Source organism: Polaribacter batillariae, assembly GCF_017498485.1.
GTDB lineage: Bacteria > Bacteroidota > Bacteroidia > Flavobacteriales > Flavobacteriaceae > Polaribacter > Polaribacter batillariae.
Genome location: NZ_CP071795.1, coordinates 3,406,302 through 3,426,146, shown reverse-complemented (window position 1 = coordinate 3,426,146; position 19,845 = coordinate 3,406,302). Strand labels below are relative to the sequence as shown.

The window sequence follows — 19,845 nt, the reverse complement described above, 5'->3', positions numbered from 1 at the left end:
GCACGTTTTTAATTTTGAAATTTTTCAATAAAAAAACAAGTCGAAAATTATAATTTGGATTTGCAGGTGGGCGTTCTGTGAATCTACAAAAACACAGTAATGTCAACATTTTTAGAATTAGGCTTAAAAGAGCCTATCAACAAAGCATTAACAGATTTAGGTTACGAAAAACCCACTGTTATTCAAGAAAAAGCAATTCCACAAATTATTTCATCAACAACCGATTTAAAAGCATTTGCACAAACAGGTACAGGTAAAACTGCTGCCTTTAGTTTGCCAATATTAGAGCTTTTAGACGAAAGTAACAGCAATGTTCAGGCAATTATTTTATCTCCAACAAGAGAGCTAGCCGTTCAAATTGGTAAAAATATAGAAGACTTTTGTAAATACTTAAAAAACGTAAAAGTTACCACAGTTTATGGAGGTGCAAATATGGACCAACAAATTAGATCTTTAAAAAAAGGGTCTCAAATTGTAGTGGGTACTCCAGGTAGAACTGTAGATTTAATTAATAGAAGAGCTTTAAAGTTAGGAAACGTACAATGGTTGGTTTTAGACGAAGCAGATGAGATGTTAAACATGGGCTTTAAAGACGAACTTGATAAAGTTTTAGAAGCCACTCCAGAAACAAAACAAACGTTGTTGTTTTCTGCAACTTTTCCGAAAGAAGTAGAGTCTATTGCCAAAAATTACATGACAAAGCCAGTAGAAATTACTTCTGGTGAAAAAAATCAAGGTTCAGACAATGTAAGTCACGAATATTATTCGGTTACAGAAAGAACTCGTTACCCTGCTTTAAAAAGAATTGCAGATTTAAACCCAGATATTTATGCCATTATTTTTTGTAGAACTCGTAGAGAAACGCAAGAAGTTGCAGACAATTTAATAAAAGATGGTTACAGTGCAGATGCCTTGCATGGAGATTTATCTCAAGGACAAAGAGATTCTGTTATGGGAAAATTCAGAAAAAAAACAATTCAAATTTTAGTGGCGACAGATGTTGCTGCTCGTGGATTGGATGTTACTGAATTAACACATGTATTAAACCACAAATTACCAGATCAAATAGAAAACTACACACACAGAAGTGGAAGAACTGGTAGAGCTGGAAATAAAGGGATTTCTATTGTTTTGGTTAATGGAAAAGAAAAAGGGAAATTACGCCAAATCGAAAGAATTATTAAAAAGAAATTTGTAGAAACGAAAGTTCCTACTGGTAAAGAAATTGTTAAAAATCAATTAATGAATTTAATTGATAAGGTACAAAATACAGAAGTAAACGAATCTGAAATTAGCGAATTTTTACCAAGCATTTACGAAAAACTAGAAAGCTTAAATAGAGAAGAATTAATTCAAAAATTTGTTTCTTTAGAGTTTAATACAATGTTAAAGTATTACGAAAACGCTAAAGATTTAAACGATTTATCTTCAAGAGAAAATTCGAGAGCAAGATCTACAGACGAGAATATGACTCGTTTTTTTATAAATATTGGCAGAAAAGATAGTTTAAACCCTGCAAAATTAATTGGCTTAATTAACGACCAAAATATTGGAGATAAAATAGAAATTGGTGCGATTGATATTTTAGATACTTTTTCTTTCTTTGAAATTGATAAAAATTACGAAGACAAAACTTTAGAGGCTTTTGCCGCAAATCAACCCGATTTCGATGGCCGTTCTGTAAACGTAGAAATTACCAAAAAAGAACGTTCTAGTGGTGGAAGAAGAGGTGGTAGAAAACCTTTCGGAAAAAAAGAGGGTGGTTTTGGCAGACGTAGAAGTTTAGACGGGTCTTTTTCTAAAAAAGGCAATGATGGTGGAAGAGAAAGATCTTCAAATAGAGCCAACAGAAACTCTGGTGGAGATAGAAAATCTAGCGGTTTTGGAAGAAGACGCAAAGAAAGATAAAAAAAAATCAATTCTTTTAAAGACATTAAACCATAAGTGCAAAATAATACCATTTATGGTTTGATTTTTTTTTAAAAGAGAAAGCCTTCTATTTAAAGTATATTTTGATTTTAGTAATGCTAAAAATAACCATTAAATTTACTTTTGTGACAGCCTCGTGCTTTTAAAAGCGTTTTACTACGTTGAATTTTACCGGTTTCAGTTTCAATAAACTGCTCTACAAAATAAATTTCTTTCGGAATTTCGAATTTCGAAAGCGATTGTAGGTTTTTTATTTTTTTAAAAAGAATACTTTTAAAACCTGAAGCTTTAGAACTTTCCAATTCTACAACTAAAATTAATTTTTCGCCTAATTTTTCATCAGAAATTCCAGTGACAAAAAAACGGTTTTTAATAATTGCTGAAAACTTCTCCTCTATTTTTTCTGGATGTAATTTAACTCCTCCAGAATTAATTACATGGTCTAAACGCCCTAACCACTCAAATTGAGTATCAGAAATTAAACGAACCACATCGTTTGTAAAAATAACTTCCTTAGATACTTTGGGCGCTTTAATAACCAAACAGTTTCTTTCGTCTTTGTAAATAGTAATGTTTGGTAACACAGAAAAATAACCACTCGACTGCGCTCGAAAAGACCTACTAATGTAATATTTAACACCGTCGAAATTTAATTTATTAAGTTTTTTTACAGCAATATGCGTAATCGTTTCTGTCATTCCATAGGTTGCAAAAACCTCAGTAGAAAGGGTTTGTAATTTATCTTGAAGTTTTTTAGACACCACACCTCCACCAACAATAAGTTTTTTAATTTGAGGCAATTTATCAAGAGAATTTTCCACTTGTAGCGGAACCATTGCAGAGAAATCGTATTCTTTAAAAATATCTTTTAAAGGATTTGAATCTGGCTGAACCACATCTAAGTGCCAGCCCAAAGTAATTGCTCGAATTAACATTAATTTACCAGCAATATATGCTACAGGCAAACATAATAAGGCTGTAGTATTTTCTGCTAAAGAAAAATAATTTCCAGTAGTTAGAGCAGAATTTACAACATGTTCTTTTTGTAATTGAATTGCTTTTGGAGCTCCTGTAGAGCCCGAAGTTTGCACAGTTATATCTCTTTTATTTGAAAACCATTCTTTTAAAAATGGATATATTTCTTTGGAAGAATTTTGAGCATAGTATAGTAATTCATTAACATTTGAAAATGAATTGTTATTTAATTGAAAACATGTATGAAGTTTATTCTGTGCCAATATTTTCTAAAACTCTATAATTCTCTTTTAGGTTTATAGGTTCTGTAATTTTACCCGTAAGTTTTTCTTTCCAATTTTGCCAACCATATTTTTTAGAAAAAATAAATAACATTAAAGGATATAAAACAAAAACAGGTAAAAACATTTCCCAAGTTACAGATGGTTCTGAAGTGTCTATATATAAAGCATCTGTTTGAAAAACACTCCAATCTGTCGTGATAAAAAATGCTGCTGTAATATTATTTACGGCATGCAATCCCAAAGCAATTTCTGCACCTTCGTCCATTAAAGTGGTAATTCCGTAAAACAACCCCGTTCCAATATAAAAAACCATGGTTATTTGCCCCAATTTAGCAACTTCAGGATTTGCGCCATGCAACAAGCCAAAAACGACAGAGGTTATTAGTAAAGGAATCCATCTATTTTTAGCCAAAATTCCAATTCCTTGCATAAAATAACCTCTAAAAAGCAGCTCTTCGAAACTCGTTTGAAATGGAATAAACAAAAAGGAAATTGCTACCAAAATAAAGAAAGGCTTGGCATTAAAATTCCATGTATAATGCTCTGGTTCTGATAAAATTCCTACATAAGAAAATACAACTGCAATCATTCCCCACACAAAAAAACCAAAGAAAAAACGTTTCCAATCGATTTTTTTTCTGCTAGTTACTAAAGATGTAATGGTTCTTTTATGCACGTACTTTACACCTATTAATAGCGAAATAAAACCTACAAAAAAGGTAAAAATTAACAAAGCAAGTAGCAGGTTTTTATCAATTCCTGCTGTCATAAAATTGTCTTTGGCAAATTCCGAAAACTGATTGAGGTCTTTCGATTTTGCAGCAGCTGCCATTAATAAAGGAATTGCTCCTAAAATTTGCCACCCAAAAAAGATAATTATAATGGTAATTACCCAATGGTACCACTCGTTTCTTCCTTTGTATGCTTGTTGAATGTAATTCATATTTTATAAATTGTAAATCGTTTTATTTTAATCTTTCGACATTGCTTAGAGACATTTTAAACTAAACTAAAATGCCAGTTTTTAGAATTGTGATATTGTAAAGTTCCATTTTTTACTGTTAACGGACTTTTAAAATTATTGGTAAACAAACTTCCTGTTCCTAACCCTTGAGGTAAGTTGCTATTTAAAGTAAAAGTAAATTGTGCAATTGCATTCAAACCAATATTACTTTCTAAGGCAGATGTGATCCACCAACCAGAGTTGTTCTCTTCTGCCAACTGAATCCATTCTTTGCTTCCAGAAAAACCTCCAATTAAACTTGGTTTTAGAATAATATATTGTGGATTTATGGTTTCTATTACCTTCTTTTTTTCTTCTAATGAAAACATACCAATTAATTCTTCATCCAAAGCAATTGGTAAAGGTGATTTCTCACATAACAACCCCATTTCTTGCAGCTGACCTTGTTTTATGGGCTGTTCTATGGAATGTAAGTTCAATTTAGATAATCGTTCTAATTTTGCAAGAGCTTCTTTTGGAGTAAAAGCTCCATTTGCATCTACTCGCAACTCAACTTCATTTGCTGAAAATTCGCTTCTTATCGATTTTAATAAATTGATTTCTTCATTAAAATTTATGGCACCAATTTTCATTTTAATGCAAGAAAAACCTGTTTTTAGTTTTTCTTGTATTTGTGTTTTCATAAAAGCTTTATTGCCCATCCAAACCAAACCATTTATAGGAATTGCTTGTTTTCCTTTGGTAAATTCCGATGGAAATAATTCAAATTTATCAATTGCTTTTAACGATAAAAATGCTTGTTCTAATCCGAATTGAATGGACGGAAAATTAATGACTTCTAATAATAATTTCTCTAACCCTAAATGTATATTTTTACAAACCCATTTTAATTTTTCTTCATAATTAGGAGCATCATCTGCACTTAAACCTCTAAACAAACCTGTTTCTCCAATGCCTGTTTTTCCATCTTTTTCTAAAATGATAAACCAGGTTTCTTTGGTTCTTAAAATTCCGCGCGAAGTTCCACTCGGGTTTTTAAAATTGAGAATGTATTTTTTGTAGGTTGCTTTTATCAAGATATTAATTCTGTTTAAAAAGTTCTCGATACAATTTTTCTTCCTTCGTTAGAAAAATTACTCGAACTAAGATTTTATTCTTCTTTTTCTCCTTCAATATATTTTTTGAAATTATTTAAATACGTTTGGTCTTGTTCTTTAAAAGTTCCTTTAAAATAAGGAAATATGCACGCCATCACATAAGAATCGCTTTTGCAGCTTGCATTTAAAGTTACTGTAGTTAGCCCTTCTTTTTCTGTAAAAATATAGTCGTCTTTTTTTAACATGTTTTCTGCATCGAAAAACAAGGTTACTTTTTCGTTGGGTACATAAGCCATCACTTTTTCTGTCATCGTAATTTCTTGGCCCTGATTATTTACCACCAATTTATATACACTTCCTGTAATTCCTGGATTTTTGTTAACCGTTTCGAAAGATTGAACTTCTGGAATCCAATTTTTTATGTTTTCTGGTTTATTAAATTCATTAAAAACCTCTTCTACAGGTTTTTCTATAGAAACTTGTGCTTTGTATTTTGTTTCTTTTACAATTAAACCCGTTGCAAAAAATACCAAAACCAATACTGTAATGATTCCTAAAATTATTTTTATTGCTTTCATAATATTATTTTTTAAAAAACTGTTTGCCCAACTGCAAATAAAATTGCAAACAAAAATGTACTTAAAGCTACTTTTTTTAATTCGCTATCTAATGCAGCAGGAATTGTATTTTTTGCAACCGTATTTGCATTTTTAACCAAAGGTACAAACGCTATTAAAAATACCAACTGATAAATTGAGTTAAAATCTAAAAACACATAGGTTAAAGCTGCAATGAATGCAGTAAATATTAAAAAATAATGATATTTTTTCGCTTTTTTAGGACCTAATTTTACAACCAAGGTATTTTTATGGTTCTTTTGATCTTCTTCTCTATCTCTTAAATTATTTAAATTTAAAACGGCTGTACTTAACAAACCTACAGAAATTGCTGGTAAGAAAATTTCTATATGAATTTGTTTGGTATATAAAAAATAACTTCCAACCACGCTTAATAATCCGAAAAACAAAAATACAAATATATCTCCAAAGCCGCTATAACCATAGGCTGAGTTGCCTACTGTATATTTTATAGCTGCTACAATGGATGCAATTCCTAAAACAAAAAAGAAGATAGAATACCCAAAATTTTCACTACCAAATGCAACATAAATTAATAGTAAAGCAATTATTAGCGTAATAATTGTAGTAATTATCATTGCCATTTTCATCTGTTTGGGTGTAATTGCTCCAGAAGAAACCATACGTGCTTCTCCTATTCTGTTTTTGTCTGACCCCTTGATACCATCTCCATAATCGTTTGCAAAATTAGATAATACTTGAAAACCAATGGTGGTTAGAATTGCCAACCAGAAAATGGGTGTTTTCCAAATTGCGTTTATAGTAGTATTTGTATATATAACCTCTTTAAAACCCAAAAAACTCCCCACAATAATTCCAGAAATAGACAGTGGCAAAGTTCGTAAACGAGCCGCTTTTATATAACTTTTTACATCCATAATTTTTGGCTTGTTTCAATTTTAAACAATGTATAATTATATATTTTTAATGCATTTTCCATAGAGATACATGGAATTTTAATTTTACCTGAAGCGGTTTGAAAAACAACATCTGCTACATTTTTTTTCGCTTGAAATATGGTTTGCTTCAACTTTACATTTTGTACTTTAAAGAAAGGTAAATACGTTTTATGAGTTTCTATACTTCCTGAACCTAATAACAATAATTCATCATTAAATAAATAATATCTTTTTCTTAATTTTAGTTCAATAAAAAATATAAAAATGGGCACCAACAAAGCATTCATCCAAAATACGTGTAAACTTTCAAAACCAAAATAAAGTACAATATTTAGTACCAAGAAAAACAAGATACTTCTAAAATATAATCTTGCTCTAAAATAAGCATCTGGATAATTTTTATCGAAACCTTCTAAATTTTCGTTCGGGAATAACAACTCTTTTATAGTAGATACTTGTGCTAGTTTACAACCAACTATTTTAATAATTTTATGTTGCTTCTTTTTTACTTTTCCACTTATGGCTTGCTTAAAAGTAATAAACGAAATTCCTAATTTCTTTTTTATTGGATTGGTAGAAACTGTAATATGTTGCACTTTATCTTTCTTTAAAATTACCGAATTTTTGGTCGTTAAACCTTGGTAAATTTCTAATGCGTTATTTTTTACAAAAACGGTTAAGTTAAAATGCCTTAAAACCACACGAACTAAAGAGCTTAAAACAGCGATTACTGTAAAGAAAATTAACAAGCTTACAATTAAAAATACACTTGTTTCTAATGTTGATGTATTTTCTGAAATGTAATCGTCTAACACTTCTCTTTTTCCTAAACCCTCGAAAAGTTCACTTATTTGCTGATAAAACCCTATTAAAACTGCAAACAACAACACCAAACTTTGCAAATGATTTTCGGTTAAACTTACCTTTATCAACTCTAAAAAACCAACTTTTAATAATGGCTTTTCTGTAATTACTGTTTCTTGTGTTACATTTTTTTTATCGAAAATTGTAAGTGCATTTTTTAAGGCTTTTGCTTCTTTAAAAGACAGGGCTTTTATAGATATTTCTGCTTTTGCAGAACCCGCAGTTTCTATATTTACTTCGTGTACATTAATTATTTGCTGAATGATATTTTGCTTGAAATTAATATGTTGAATTCTATCAAAAGGAATAGAAGTGTTGATTTTTTTGATGATTCCTCTTTTTAAAATAAAGTGGTTGTTTTCTATTTTAAACTGAAAATTCTTAAAAATTAAAAAAGCCCTTACCAAGAAAAAAACAAGCACAACAAAAACACCCAAGTAAATATAGTTAAAGGTGGTTTCTGATATTTTAGAAAATTTTTGAATAAAAAGAAACAGTAAAATCCAAAAAGCTTTTAAAGCTTTATAGAGTAGATTCAGGTAAATAATAAGAATCCCTTTTTTAGATTGTCTCTTAAATTGGCTAAAATCTTCTGAATTATCCATCGATTTGATTGCTGATAAATTCTTTAATCTGCACTGCTTCTTCTTTAACTAATCCGCTTATTTTTAAATCGTCGCTACTATCTCCTGCAGTAAAAACACTTAAAGTAACCAAATTAAAATAACGAGAAATAGGTCCTTGATCGATCTCTACATGTTGTATTCTATTAAAAGGAACAGTTGTTAAGGTTCTAAAAAAAAGGCCTTTTTTATACGAGATATCTTTTTCTCTTACTGCGTATTTTCTTTTTTTAAAACCTACAATTTTTACGAAAAGTGTAATTAGTAACATTATAAAAACAATTAGGTATAACCCTATAGAATGCTGCTTTAATTCCAACAAATTTTTATAATCAACCATAAAAGCGGCTACAAATAAAATTGTAAAAACGATGCCTATATTTAGTAGAATTACCTTTAAGTATTTCTTTTCAATCGATTTAAAATTAATTTTAGAAATATCTGGAAAATGGGTAACTGTATTGTTTTGAAAAATATCTGCCATTTAAAAAAAATTACCGATTTTTATGTTTTAGAAACAACATAAAGCACCATTATTAAATTCCACCATTACCTACAATAAAACCAGCAGTTACAGAGGCTTCTTTATTTATCGAAGAAATTACAAATTCTTCTTCTTTTAATAATATATTGTCTTGAAATATTTGCAAAACCACAGTGTAACTACTTGTTACTTTTGTACTTTTATCTTCGTATTTTAATAACATACTTGCTGCGTTTTGCACACTTCTTTCTTTGTATTCTTTTGTAAAAGGAAAAGAATTTACATCGAAAGTATCGTCTAATTTAAAAAAACCAGATTCTAAAAAAACTGTAGATACTTTTGCTGTATGGTTTCCAGTGGTTTTTACAACAAACTTTACGTTTGTTATGGTAGAACCACTAGAGAAAAGCGTTAAATTAGCGTCTGAACAAGCAAATAAAGTGCAACTTAAAAAAAATAATAGTATATTTTTTTTCATTTTTATTAATCTTTATCAATTCTTCTTATTAATTTTTAAAGCTTCTTTAATGTGGATAGGACGATTGTTTTCTAAAGCTTGTACGAAAGCACCTTTGTATTTAGAACGTAACTCGTTTCTTTTACTTCTAGCGGCTTCGTAAGTTTCGAAAGCTCCTAATCTATATTTTGTTAGTGAATTTTCTTCGTAAATATGTACACCATTTAAGTTTGCCAGCACATTATTCGGATTTTTTAATGCTGCAATTTGCACCGTAAAAACAAGACTTGGTACCTCTTCTTTAACCATTTTTTCTTTTACAATAGTATCTTTAGGAACTGGTGGCGTAATTTCTTGTGTTTCTTTTTTGACTTCTTTTTTTCCGCATGAAAACAGTAACAATGTTATTGAAAACAAAATAATTAGTTTTTTCATTTTTATTTTTTTTGATTGCTATTCTTATTGATAAGCGATGCAATTTAGACAGTAAAAAATAAACTTTCGTTAAATTTTATATAAATCTAGGCTAAAATTTTGATGAATATTAACGGTACAAACATAAGCTAAGAATACTTGTTGTGTATTTTGATAAAACTTGTCGATTCGAGTAAATTTTACGGTTGAAATGAGTGAATTTGCACAAAAAATAAGCATTTTAGTTCTTAAAATAGCTCTCGATACGATTTTTTATGCTTCAAAATCACTCGAACTGATATTTTTAATTCGAAATGAACAATAATCTAAGAGTATTTATAATAAGTTGTTCGCTTTTGCAATTAACTCTGCAATGTCTTGTACTTTTACCTCTGCTTCTTTTTCTTTAAATTTTATTCCATCCGTCATCATTGTGTTGCAATAAGGGCAGCCTGTTGCAATAATTTCTGGTTGGGTTTCCAAGGCATCTTCTGTTCTTAAAACGTTTACTTCTTTATCTCCAGGTTCTGCATCTTTAAACATTTGTGCGCCTCCAGCTCCACAGCACAAAGCGGTTCTTTTGTTGCGTTTCATTTCTGTTAAATTAACGCCCAATCTGCGAATTAAATCGCGTGGAGATTCGTAAACTTCGTTTGCTCTTCCAAGATAACAAGGATCGTGAAAAGTAACTCTTTTTCCTTGTAAAGTATTTTTATCTATTTTTAAACGGCCTTCTGCTATTAAATTTTGAATGAATTGTGTATGATGATATACTTCGTATTTTCCTCCTAATTCTGGATATTCATTTTTTAATGTATTGAAAGAATGTGGGTCGCAAGTTACAATTTTCTTTATTTCATAACCATTTAGCACTTCAATGTTCATTATGGCTTGCATTTGAAACAAAAATTCGTTTCCTGCTCGTTTTGCAGCATCTCCTGTAGAAGATTCTTCTGTACCTAAAACTGCGAAATTTACATTTGCTGCGTGTAAAATTTTTACGAATGCTCTCGATATTTTCTTTGCTCTATCATCATAACTTCCTGCTGCGCCAACCCAAAACAACACTTCTGGTTGTTTGCCTTGAGCCATCATTTCTGCCATTGTTGGTACGTTCATCTTTTGTGATTTTTATTTTAGTCCTCAGTTTCTCAGTCTTCTTTCGCCCAATTCAATCGGTCTTGTTGATTGTACTGCCAAGGAGCGCCGTTGTTTTCTATATTGGTCATCATAGCATTTAATTCTTGTGGTGCTGCACTTTTTTCCATTACCAAATACCTTCTCATGTCCATGATAATAGAAAGTGGATCTATATTTACAGGACATTCTTCTACACATGCGTTACAACTGGTACATGCCCACAGTTCTTCTGGTTGAATGTAATCGTTTAATAACTGCTTTCCATCGTCTTTAAAAGTTCCGCCATTGGCGTCGATATTTCTACCTACTTCTTCTAAACGATCTCTGGTGTCCATCATAATTTTACGAGGAGATAATTTTTTTCCTGTTAAATTGGCAGGACAAGCAGAGGTGCATCGTCCGCATTCTGTACAAGTGTAAGCGTTTAACAATTGTACCCAATTTAAATCGGTTACCTCAGAAGCGCCAAATTTTTCTGGAACTGCTTCTTCTTCTCCTTCTGCTGGAGTTGCGTATGGGTCTGCATCTGGATCCATCATTAATTTTACTTCCTTAGTAACAGAAGCTAAATTATTAAACTGTCCTTTGGGATTTAAATTGGCAAAAAATGTATTTGGAAATGCTAAAAGAATGTGTAAATGTTTCGAATAATATAAATAATTTAGGAAAACTAAAATTCCTAAAATATGAATCCACCAAGCTGTTCTTTCGATAATATGTAACGTTTCTGGAGAAAAACCATCGAACAAAGGTGCTATAAACTGGCTAATTGGGTTTCCTATTCCTGCTTGTTGAAAAGCTGTATCTGAAGCATTCATAATTAAGAAAAGTGTCATTAAAACCATTTCGAAATATAGAATAAAGTTTCCATCGTTCTTTGGCCAACCTTTCATTTCTCTGCTTAAAAAACGCTTGATATTTGCCACGTTTCTGCGTGTCCAAAATAAGATAACTGCAATAAAAACCAGTGCTGCTAAAATTTCGAAAGTTCCAATTAAAAAGCCGTAAAAAGCATCTCCTAAAAAGCCTTGAAAAATTCTGTGAGTTCCTAAAAGACCATCTACAATAATTTCTAAAACTTCTATGTTTATAATTATAAAGCCAACATATACAATAAGGTGTAGCAACCCAGAGAAGGGCCTGCGAACCATTTTAGATTGCCCTAAAGCAATTTTTATCATATTTTTCCAACGCTCAGGTTTATTGTCGGTTCTATTGATGTTTTTTCCTAATTTTATATTTCTAGTTAGTTTGCGAATATTTATCACAAAAAAACCGATACCAGCAATTAAAGCAATGGCAAAAATGATGTTGGGTAGGTATTGCATTGTAGAGTTTGGTTAAATTATTCTTTCACTTTTTCTACTTCTTCATAAGGACCTGGATTTTTTCCGAAAATAGAGAAATGTACGTATCTTTTTGGATTTAGTTTAATATCTCTAAGCAATTCTTCTAGTTCTTTAGTTGCTGCTTCTAAATTATCGTACATTTTTTTATCGTTGATTAGCTTTGCTATAGAACCTTCTCCAGAGTTCATTTTTTTAGATAGTTTGTTAAAATTATCTACAGCATTTTCTGCTTTTTGCACTATTTGATTGATATTTACAGTGGTTAAACTGTCTGATAATCTGCTTAAATTTCCAGTAATTGTTTTGGTATTTGAAAGAGTAATTTTTAAGTTTTCTTGGTTATCTACCACCATAGCATTTACCGTTTTTACCGTTTTTCTAATATCGTTAATTGTGGCTGCTAAATTAGAAACCGAACTATTAATACCAGCTATGGTTTTATCGTTTAAAATTTTATTAATTCCACTAAATAAAGTATCTGCTCGTACAATTACTTTTTCGATTTTTTGTTGCAATGGGTTTAGGCGTTCTCCAATAGAAGTAAATAAACTTTCTTCCATTTCTCCTTTTAATAAATCTCCAGAAACAGCTATTTCGCCTTCGTAATCTGGTACTATGGCTAGGTTAGAACCACTTAATGGATTGGGAGAATAAATTCTTACAACACTGTTTTTAGAAAATTCAAATTCATTTTCTACAGTAAAAGTTACAATTAAATGACCTCTTGTTTCTTCGGAAGTATCGAATTCTATTTTATCTACTTTACCTACTTTTAGTCCGTTAATAGTTACTGAACTTGACCTAGACAACCCACCTATTTTAGCGTATTCTACTTTAAATGTTCGCGTTCCAGTATCTAATAAGTTTTTTCCTTTGAGAAAGTTAAATCCCCAAATTGAACCTGCAATAATTATAATTGCGATGATTCCTATTTTTATTTCTTTTGACATTATTTTTATTTCTTACACAATATTACTAATAATTTTTATGAGTAACGCCCATTCTTACTGCATTTTTACAGCTTCTTTAACAGATATTTTTTCTCCATCTTTAAAAGCAACGATAAAAGCAGTTTTATATCCTTTCGATTGCGCCTTTTTTAATGCTTTTTTAATTGTATTGTAAGAGCTTGTATTTTTATAAAAATATTTATAAAAAGAACCTACTTTTACTCTTTCAACATTTTTTAGACCTTTAAAATTATAAGATTTTTCTGCAATTTTATTTTTACCTGATGCTATTTGTACTTTAAATGCTACTTCGCTCGAAAACTCGTTGGTGGTTATTTCTTCTATAACCGTATTTAATTTAAGGTTGTTAATATAATTATAAATCGCATCTGCAATTGCATTTGCCATTTGCGTTTGCCCTCTTTTAGAGTTTAAATACCTACCTTCTTTCTTGTTTGTTAAAAAACCAAGCTCTACTAATACACTAGGCATAATTGTTTCTCGTAAAACTTGAAAGTTATCTTGTTTTACTTTTCGATCGTTTCTTTTTAACTTTAAAGAAAAATTATTTTGAATAATGCTTGCCAAAGCCAAACTCTTGTCTAAATTTTCTTCTTGCAGCAAAGACAAACCAATAACAGATTCAGCAGAATTCGGGTCGAAACCTTTATAACGCTCTTTAAAGTTGTCTTCTAACAAGATTACTGCATTTTCTCGTTTGGCAATTTCTAGGTTTTTTTTGTTTCCTCTTAACCCTAATACGAAAGTTCCTGCCCCATATGCATTTGAAGTGTGAGAATCGCAATGTATAGATACGAACAAATCTGCTTTCGCATTATTTGCAATATCGCCTCTTTTCCATAAATCTATAAAAACATCTTTTTTTCGCGTAAAAATTACTTTTACGTCTTTTTTACTCTTTAATTTTTTACCTACCAATAAGGCAACTTTTAATGCAATATTTTTTTCTTTATAACCGTTTCCTAAATTGCCAGGGTCTTTTCCTCCATGGCCAGCGTCTAAAACAACTGTGTATTGTTTTTGCGCAACAAGAACATTTATACCGCTTAAAAAAAAGAATACGACAAGCAAAAGAAAAAGATTTTTCTTTTTATTTATTTTTTTGTGTTTTTGTTGGGATTGCATCAATAAAATTTAACTAATTTTGGCGTTTATTAATTTGGAACTTCAATTATTGAGCCATATTTTTACTCGCATACAAAAATAGTATTTAAAGCATTGCAAACAAACCTATCATACATACTTTTATTTTGCTGCTTCTTTTTTATAAAGTTAGGGTTTTCTCAAGAGATAAAATCAACAAAAAAAATAGCAGTTCCCGCTGGTAAAAAAGACAGTATTTCTACTCTTAAAAAAGACTCTATTTTACTTCGAAAAAAAGACAGCATTTCTTTAGACACCATAAAACCTAAAGAAAGCATCGAAGATATTATTACACATATCGCTACAGATTACACAATTCAAAATGCAAAAAACAAAACAGTTACTTTGTATAATGAAGCTAATATTACTTATACTGATATAGATTTAAAGGCAGGAATTATAATTGTAGATTACAAAAAAAATACCTTATTTGCTAAAGGAATAAAAGACAGTACAGGCTATGTACAGCGTCCTATTTTTAAACAAGGCAATCAAGAAACCGAACAAGATTCTATTGTTTATAATTTTAAAACAAAAAGAGCTTTAATTTACGGCTTAAAAACCAAACAAGGTGAAATGTTTACTTATGGCGAAAAGACCAAAAGAGTAAATGATTCGACCATATATATTCGAAAAATACGTTTTACAACATCAGAAAAGAAAAACCCTGATTACTACATAGCAACAAACAAAGCAAAATTAGTGCCAGGTAAAAAAATTATTGTGGGTTCTAGTAATTTGGTTTTAGCAGACATACCCACTCCTTTAATTTTACCTTTTGCTTATTTTCCTTTATCAGAAAAAAGTGTTTCTGGTTTTTTAATTCCTGCTTTTGACACTGGTAGTACAGATAGAGGAATTGGGTTTCAAAATGGTGGTTATTATTTTGCCATTAGCAATTATATAGATCTTGCTATAACAGGCGATGTTTATTCTAATGGAACTTGGGGTTTTCGAGCCAACTCTAATTACAACAAAAGGTATCGTTTTAACGGTTCTTTTAGTTTTAACTTCGAAAATATAATTAGTGGAATTCGTGGTTTCGAAAGCTTTTCTAAAGCTAATAACTTTAATTTACGTTGGTCGCATAATCAAGATCAAAAAGCGAGTCCTAATTCTAGATTTACTGCTTCTGTTAATTTAGGAAGTAGTCGTTTCTTTAGAGAATCTTTAAACCAGTCTAATATTTCTCAATCGCTAACCAATACTTTTAACTCTTCTGTAAATTATAGTAAAACTTTTGTGGGAACCCCCTTTAACATGAACGTTACTGCGACACATCAACAAAATACAAATACAAACCAAATTACAATGACTTTGCCTTCTTTAACCTTAAATATGAATCGAATTTATCCGTTCGCAGGCAAAGATGGTGTCAAGAAAAATCCAATTCAAAAAATGGGTTTTAATTATACAATGCAAGGACAGTATTTAATAAATACCAACGAAGATGATTTTTTAACGGCTAAAATGTTTGAAACTGCTAGGTCTGGAATGCAACATAAAACAGGTACCAACACAAACTTAAAGGCTTTTAAATATTTTACAATTTCTCCAAGCGCAAATTACGAAGAGTCTTGGAATTTTAATTATATCGAAAAAGAATATGACCCTATTAATGCAAGAGTTAGAACAGACTCTTTAACTGGTTTTAAGTCTTTTAGAACCTATAATTTAGGGGCCAGTTTATCTACAAACATCTATGGTACTTTTAACTTTAAAAGAGGAAAATTAAAAACAATTAGACACACTTTTAGGCCTTCTATATCGTATTCTTACAGACCCGATTTTGGTAGCCAATTTGTAAGGCAAGTTCGAAGAAGTGCAGATCCTTTAGATTTTGAAAAATATACAATTTTCGATAACAGTTTATACAGAGCACCATCTGTTGGGTTAAGTAATTCTATTGGAATTTCTTTAAACAATGTTTTAGAAGCCAAAGTCGCCCCAAGTGATCCTGATAGCGATGAAGAAGATGAAAAAATTACACTCTTAAACAATTTAAATTTTAATACTTCTTACAATATTGCCGCAGATAGTTTGCGATGGTCTAACATTAGTTTTTCTGCAGGAACCCGTTTTTTTAAAGATAAATTAGCCATTAATATAAACGGTTCTTTAGATCCGTACAAAACCATCGAATCTAATGGAACTGCTGTAAGAATCGACGAATTTAACCCTGGTTTTCCAAGATTAACAAACGCAAGTTTAACGGCAAATTACTCTATTTCTAGTAAAGATTTTAAGAAAGATAAAGGAGAAAAAGATAAAAACACCAACAATAATTCTGGTAACAATCCGCCAGATATTATTGGAGACGATATCAATCCAGCAGATTTGTTAAATCGTAGAAATAACGCAAATTCTTCTAAAGAAAATAAAAATAAAACTGCCGAGCTTTATAATTCGGACATTCCTTGGTCTATTAATTTAGCTTACTCTACAAACTATGTAAACAATGGTCTTGATGGCGGAAGCATAGGAGTAAATAGTTTAATTTTTAGCGGTAATTTAGAACTGTCTCCAAAATGGAAAGTTGGTTATTCTTCTGGGTACGATTTTAAAGGTGGTGCCTTTACTTTTTCGAGATTTAACTTTTCGAGAGATTTAGATAGTTGGAGATTTAATTTTAACTGGGTTCCTTTTGGTACAAATTCTTCTTACACCTTTTTTATTGGTGTAAAATCTTCTGTTTTAGCAGACTTAAAATGGGATAAAAACAAACCACCAGACAGAAGGTTGTTTTAGAGGTTAATAAATATCTTTAAATTTTAAAAAACTTCTTACATTAAAATTATTTGAAACAAACAAACCCTAAGAAAGCTCAATTTTAAAATCTTTAAATCAAAAAAAATATGAAAACAATTATTACAACCAAACATGCACCTGCTCCAATTGGGCCTTACAGTCAAGCTGTATTAACAGGAAATACTTTATACACTTCTGGGCAAATAGCCATCAACCCGATTTCAGGAGAGTTGGTTTTAGACAGCATTACTTTAGAAACAAAACAAGTAATGGAAAATTTAAAAGAAGTTTTAGCTGCTGCAAAAATGTCTTTCGAAAATGTTATAAAAGCATCTATCTTTATTTCTGATATGAATAATTTTGCTGAAATAAATACGGTTTATGGAGAATATTTCGATAATGAAACTGCACCAGCAAGAGAAACTGTAGAAGTTGCAAATTTACCTAAGTTTGTAAATGTTGAAATTAGCTTAATTGCTGTGAAATAGTATTAAGTATGCAGTATTAAGTATGCAGTATTAAGTATGCAGTATGCAGTATGCAGTATGCAGTATGCAAAAATAGAAAAACCTGATAGAAGACAAGTCTATCAGGTTTTTATTTTTAAATACTACAAAGTAGCAGCGTATTCAATTAAATCTACAATTTTAGTTGAATAACCTATTTCGTTATCGTACCAAGAAACAACTTTTACAAAGTTATCGTTTAATGCGATTCCGGCTTTGGCATCGAAAATAGATGTTCTTGTGTCTCCTACAAAATCTTGAGAGACTACAGAATCTTCAGTATAACCTAAAACACCTTTCATTGGACCACTTTCTGAAGCCGTTTTCATTGCTGTACAAATTTCTTCGTATGTTGCTGCTTTTTCTAATTTTACGGTTAAATCTACTACAGAAACATCCATTGTTGGAACTCTAAAAGCCATTCCTGTTAATTTTCCGTTTAATTCTGGAATTACTTTTCCTACTGCTTTTGCAGCTCCTGTAGAAGAAGGTATAATGTTATGTATTGCAGCTCTACCACCTCTCCAATCTTTCATAGATGGGCCATCTACTGTTTTTTGGGTGGCAGTTGTGGCATGAACTGTTGTCATTAACCCTTCTACAATACCAAAATTATCGTTTAAAACTTTAGAGATTGGTGCTAAACAGTTGGTTGTACAAGATGCGTTTGAGAAGATTTTCTGGTCTGCTTTTAAATCTGTATTATTTACTCCCATTACAAACATTGGGGTATGATCTTTAGATGGTGCAGATAAAACTACTTTCTTAGCTCCTGCTTGTAAATGTTTCCCTGCAGTTTCTTCTGTTAAGAAAAAACCTGTAGATTCGATTACATAATCTACATCTACTTCGTTCCATTTTAAATTTGCAGGATCTCTTTCTGCGGTAATTCTAATTTCGTTTCCGTTTACAACTAATTTACCATCTTTTACCTCTACAGTTCCCTCGAATTTTCCGTGTACAGAATCGTATTTTAACATGTATGCTAAATAATCTACATCTAACAAATCGTTAATTGCTACAACTTGAACGTTATCTCTTGTTACTGCAGATCTAAATGCCAATCTTCCAATTCTACCAAATCCGTTAATTCCTACTTTTATCATTTTTTACTCTTTTATTTATTACTTATTTTATGTTTACGTGGTCATAATATCTGAAACTCTTAAAAGCTCTTGATTGATTGAATGACCTCCTTTAATTGCTTCTGCAATGCTTGTGCTTATTACTTCGTTATTCTTTAAACCAACCATTAAATTGGTTTTACCATCTAATAGTAGTTCTACAGATTTTACCCCTAATCTGCTTGCTAAAACTCTATCGAAACAAGATGGAGAACCTCCTCTTTGCATGTGACCTAGAACGGATACTCGAACATCGTATTCTGGTAAGTTTTCTTCTACATATTTCGCTAATTCGTACACATTTTTACCAGATTTATCTCCTTCTGCCACCACAACAATACTAGAAGATTTTCCTGTTCTTCTACTTTTCTTTAAAGATTCTAACATTCTATCCAACCCTAAATCTTCTTCAGGAATTAAAATTTCTTCTGCTCCTGCTCCAACTCCGGCATTTAAGGCGATAAAACCAGCATCTCTTCCCATAACTTCTACAAAAAATAATCTATTGTGCGAAGAGGCTGTATCTCTAATTTTATCGATTGCTTCTACAGCTGTGTTTAAGGCTGTGTCATAACCTAAAGTGTGGGTAGTACCAAAAATATCGTTATCGATGGTTCCTGGAATACCAATTACCGGAAACTTGTATTCTTCATTAAAAATTACGGCGCCTGTAAAAGATCCATCTCCACCAATTACAACCATTGCTTCGATATCATTTTCTTTTAAATGTTCGTAAGCTTTGGCTCTGCCTTCTTTGGTTCTAAATTCTTTTGATCTTGCAGATTTTAAAATGGTGCCTCCTTTATTGATGATATTATTAACGCTTCTTGCTGTTAACTCAATAAAATCGCCTTCGATAAGACCTTCATAACCTCTATATATTCCAACACAACTAACTCTGTAATAAGCACATGCTCTAACTACAGATCTAATTGCGGCATTCATTCCTGGAGCATCTCCTCCAGAAGTCATAACTGCTATTTTTTTGATTTTCTTCATAATTATATATCGTAAAATTACTGCTTTTTAAGCATTTAAAATAAAAAAACTACGAAATCGTTTTAGGTTTTTTCCTTTATTTTTATACTCTTTTTAAGAAGTATCTTTTTTAAAAGTTATACCATTTCTTGTTTGAAATTACGAAACATTTTCAACCTGTTTTTTAACAATTTATTTTGCATCAAAAATAATGTTTCATAAAAATGTGAAGCTGTTTTTTGTTGGGATAATTTTTAC

Annotated in this window: 18 protein-coding genes; 3 read left to right on the top strand and 15 right to left on the bottom strand. The window is 30.8% G+C overall.

The features are described 5' to 3' along the window. Positions 1–99 precede the first annotated feature (99 nt). On the top strand, positions 100–1,908 hold the full coding sequence (locus tag JL193_RS15055) for a DEAD/DEAH box helicase (protein ID WP_207971562.1): 1,809 nt from the start codon (positions 100–102) through the stop codon (positions 1,906–1,908). Between the two features lie 119 nt (positions 1,909–2,027). On the opposite strand, the gene JL193_RS15050 is transcribed toward JL193_RS15055, so the two are convergent. From JL193_RS15050 to JL193_RS14990, 13 genes are all read right to left on the bottom strand, one after another. Then, positions 2,028–3,167: an AMP-binding protein gene (locus JL193_RS15050; protein WP_207971561.1), complete on the bottom strand. Its 1,140-nt coding sequence runs from the start codon at positions 3,165–3,167 to the stop codon at positions 2,028–2,030. Then, a complete protein-coding gene (locus tag JL193_RS15045) occupies positions 3,154–4,131 on the bottom strand; it encodes a CPBP family intramembrane glutamic endopeptidase (RefSeq protein ID WP_207971560.1) in 978 nt (325 codons plus the stop codon). The genes JL193_RS15050 and JL193_RS15045 overlap by 14 nt, the downstream gene beginning before the upstream one ends. 56 nt (positions 4,132–4,187) lie before the next feature. Then, on the bottom strand, positions 4,188–5,228 hold the full coding sequence (locus JL193_RS15040; protein ID WP_207971559.1) for an o-succinylbenzoate synthase: 1,041 nt from the start codon (positions 5,226–5,228) through the stop codon (positions 4,188–4,190). Positions 5,229–5,302: 74 nt separating this feature from the next. After that, entirely contained in the window at positions 5,303–5,827 is a 525-nt protein-coding gene (locus JL193_RS15035) for an SRPBCC family protein (protein WP_207971558.1), read from the bottom strand. Between the two features lie 11 nt (positions 5,828–5,838). Then, a complete protein-coding gene (gene menA / locus JL193_RS15030) occupies positions 5,839–6,765 on the bottom strand; it encodes a 1,4-dihydroxy-2-naphthoate octaprenyltransferase (RefSeq protein ID WP_207971557.1) in 927 nt (308 codons plus the stop codon). Then, entirely contained in the window at positions 6,756–8,255 is a 1,500-nt protein-coding gene (locus tag JL193_RS15025; protein WP_207971556.1) for a PH domain-containing protein, read from the bottom strand. Before JL193_RS15025 ends, menA begins: the two co-directional genes overlap by 10 nt. Next, positions 8,248–8,757: a PH domain-containing protein gene (locus JL193_RS15020; RefSeq protein ID WP_207971555.1), complete on the bottom strand. Its 510-nt coding sequence runs from the start codon at positions 8,755–8,757 to the stop codon at positions 8,248–8,250. The genes JL193_RS15025 and JL193_RS15020 overlap by 8 nt, the downstream gene beginning before the upstream one ends. A 52-nt stretch (positions 8,758–8,809) precedes the next feature. Beyond that, entirely contained in the window at positions 8,810–9,235 is a 426-nt protein-coding gene (locus tag JL193_RS15015; protein ID WP_207971554.1) for a hypothetical protein, read from the bottom strand. A 15-nt stretch (positions 9,236–9,250) separates the two neighbouring features. Further along, complete coding sequence (locus tag JL193_RS15010) at positions 9,251–9,649, bottom strand: SPOR domain-containing protein (protein WP_207971553.1); 399 nt, start codon at positions 9,647–9,649, stop codon at positions 9,251–9,253. A gap of 315 nt (positions 9,650–9,964) precedes the next feature. After that, a complete protein-coding gene (locus JL193_RS15005; RefSeq protein WP_207971552.1) occupies positions 9,965–10,747 on the bottom strand; it encodes a (Fe-S)-binding protein in 783 nt (260 codons plus the stop codon). A gap of 32 nt (positions 10,748–10,779) precedes the next feature. Continuing rightward, positions 10,780–12,096: a 4Fe-4S dicluster domain-containing protein gene (locus JL193_RS15000; RefSeq protein ID WP_207971551.1), complete on the bottom strand. Its 1,317-nt coding sequence runs from the start codon at positions 12,094–12,096 to the stop codon at positions 10,780–10,782. Between the two features lie 17 nt (positions 12,097–12,113). Further along, entirely contained in the window at positions 12,114–13,067 is a 954-nt protein-coding gene (locus tag JL193_RS14995) for an MlaD family protein (protein WP_207971550.1), read from the bottom strand. Between the two features lie 54 nt (positions 13,068–13,121). Next, positions 13,122–14,213: an N-acetylmuramoyl-L-alanine amidase family protein gene (locus JL193_RS14990; protein WP_207971549.1), complete on the bottom strand. Its 1,092-nt coding sequence runs from the start codon at positions 14,211–14,213 to the stop codon at positions 13,122–13,124. A gap of 93 nt (positions 14,214–14,306) precedes the next feature. Between JL193_RS14990 and JL193_RS14985 the strand changes: the two genes are divergently transcribed. Both JL193_RS14985 and JL193_RS14980 read left to right on the top strand, forming a co-directional pair. Continuing rightward, positions 14,307–16,979, top strand: coding sequence for a putative LPS assembly protein LptD (locus tag JL193_RS14985; RefSeq protein ID WP_207971548.1), 2,673 nt, complete (start codon positions 14,307–14,309; stop codon positions 16,977–16,979). Positions 16,980–17,086: 107 nt separating this feature from the next. Further along, the gene (locus JL193_RS14980) at positions 17,087–17,467 is read left to right on the top strand and encodes a Rid family detoxifying hydrolase (RefSeq protein WP_207971547.1); all 381 of its coding nucleotides are present in this window, start codon (positions 17,087–17,089) and stop codon (positions 17,465–17,467) included. Positions 17,468–17,589: 122 nt separating this feature from the next. Here JL193_RS14980 and gap read toward each other — a convergent pair whose 3' ends face one another. Beyond that, entirely contained in the window at positions 17,590–18,591 is a 1,002-nt protein-coding gene (gap, locus tag JL193_RS14975; RefSeq protein ID WP_207971546.1) for a type I glyceraldehyde-3-phosphate dehydrogenase, read from the bottom strand. Between the two features lie 33 nt (positions 18,592–18,624). After that, on the bottom strand, positions 18,625–19,611 hold the full coding sequence (gene pfkA / locus JL193_RS14970; protein WP_207973497.1) for a 6-phosphofructokinase: 987 nt from the start codon (positions 19,609–19,611) through the stop codon (positions 18,625–18,627). Between the last annotated feature and the right edge of the window lie 234 nt (positions 19,612–19,845).

Excerpts from the sequence above, each read along its gene's own strand:
- JL193_RS15055 (WP_207971562.1), top strand. The coding sequence starts at position 100 with ATGTCAACATTTTTAGAATTAGGCTTAAAAGAGCCTATCAACAAAGCA.
- JL193_RS15035 (WP_207971558.1), bottom strand. The coding sequence starts at position 5,827 with ATGAAAGCAATAAAAATAATTTTAGGAATCATTACAGTATTGGTTTTG.
- JL193_RS15000 (WP_207971551.1), bottom strand. The coding sequence starts at position 12,096 with ATGCAATACCTACCCAACATCATTTTTGCCATTGCTTTAATTGCTGGT.
- JL193_RS14995 (WP_207971550.1), bottom strand. The coding sequence starts at position 13,067 with ATGTCAAAAGAAATAAAAATAGGAATCATCGCAATTATAATTATTGCA.
- menA (WP_207971557.1), bottom strand. The coding sequence starts at position 6,765 with ATGGATGTAAAAAGTTATATAAAAGCGGCTCGTTTACGAACTTTGCCA.
- JL193_RS15025 (WP_207971556.1), bottom strand. The coding sequence starts at position 8,255 with ATGGATAATTCAGAAGATTTTAGCCAATTTAAGAGACAATCTAAAAAA.
- JL193_RS15020 (WP_207971555.1), bottom strand. The coding sequence starts at position 8,757 with ATGGCAGATATTTTTCAAAACAATACAGTTACCCATTTTCCAGATATT.
- JL193_RS15005 (WP_207971552.1), bottom strand. The coding sequence starts at position 10,747 with ATGAACGTACCAACAATGGCAGAAATGATGGCTCAAGGCAAACAACCA.
- JL193_RS15010 (WP_207971553.1), bottom strand. The coding sequence starts at position 9,649 with ATGAAAAAACTAATTATTTTGTTTTCAATAACATTGTTACTGTTTTCA.
- JL193_RS14990 (WP_207971549.1), bottom strand. The coding sequence starts at position 14,213 with ATGCAATCCCAACAAAAACACAAAAAAATAAATAAAAAGAAAAATCTT.
- gap (WP_207971546.1), bottom strand. The coding sequence starts at position 18,591 with ATGATAAAAGTAGGAATTAACGGATTTGGTAGAATTGGAAGATTGGCA.
- JL193_RS14980 (WP_207971547.1), top strand. The coding sequence starts at position 17,087 with ATGAAAACAATTATTACAACCAAACATGCACCTGCTCCAATTGGGCCT.
- JL193_RS15045 (WP_207971560.1), bottom strand. The coding sequence starts at position 4,131 with ATGAATTACATTCAACAAGCATACAAAGGAAGAAACGAGTGGTACCAT.
- JL193_RS15015 (WP_207971554.1), bottom strand. The coding sequence starts at position 9,235 with ATGAAAAAAAATATACTATTATTTTTTTTAAGTTGCACTTTATTTGCT.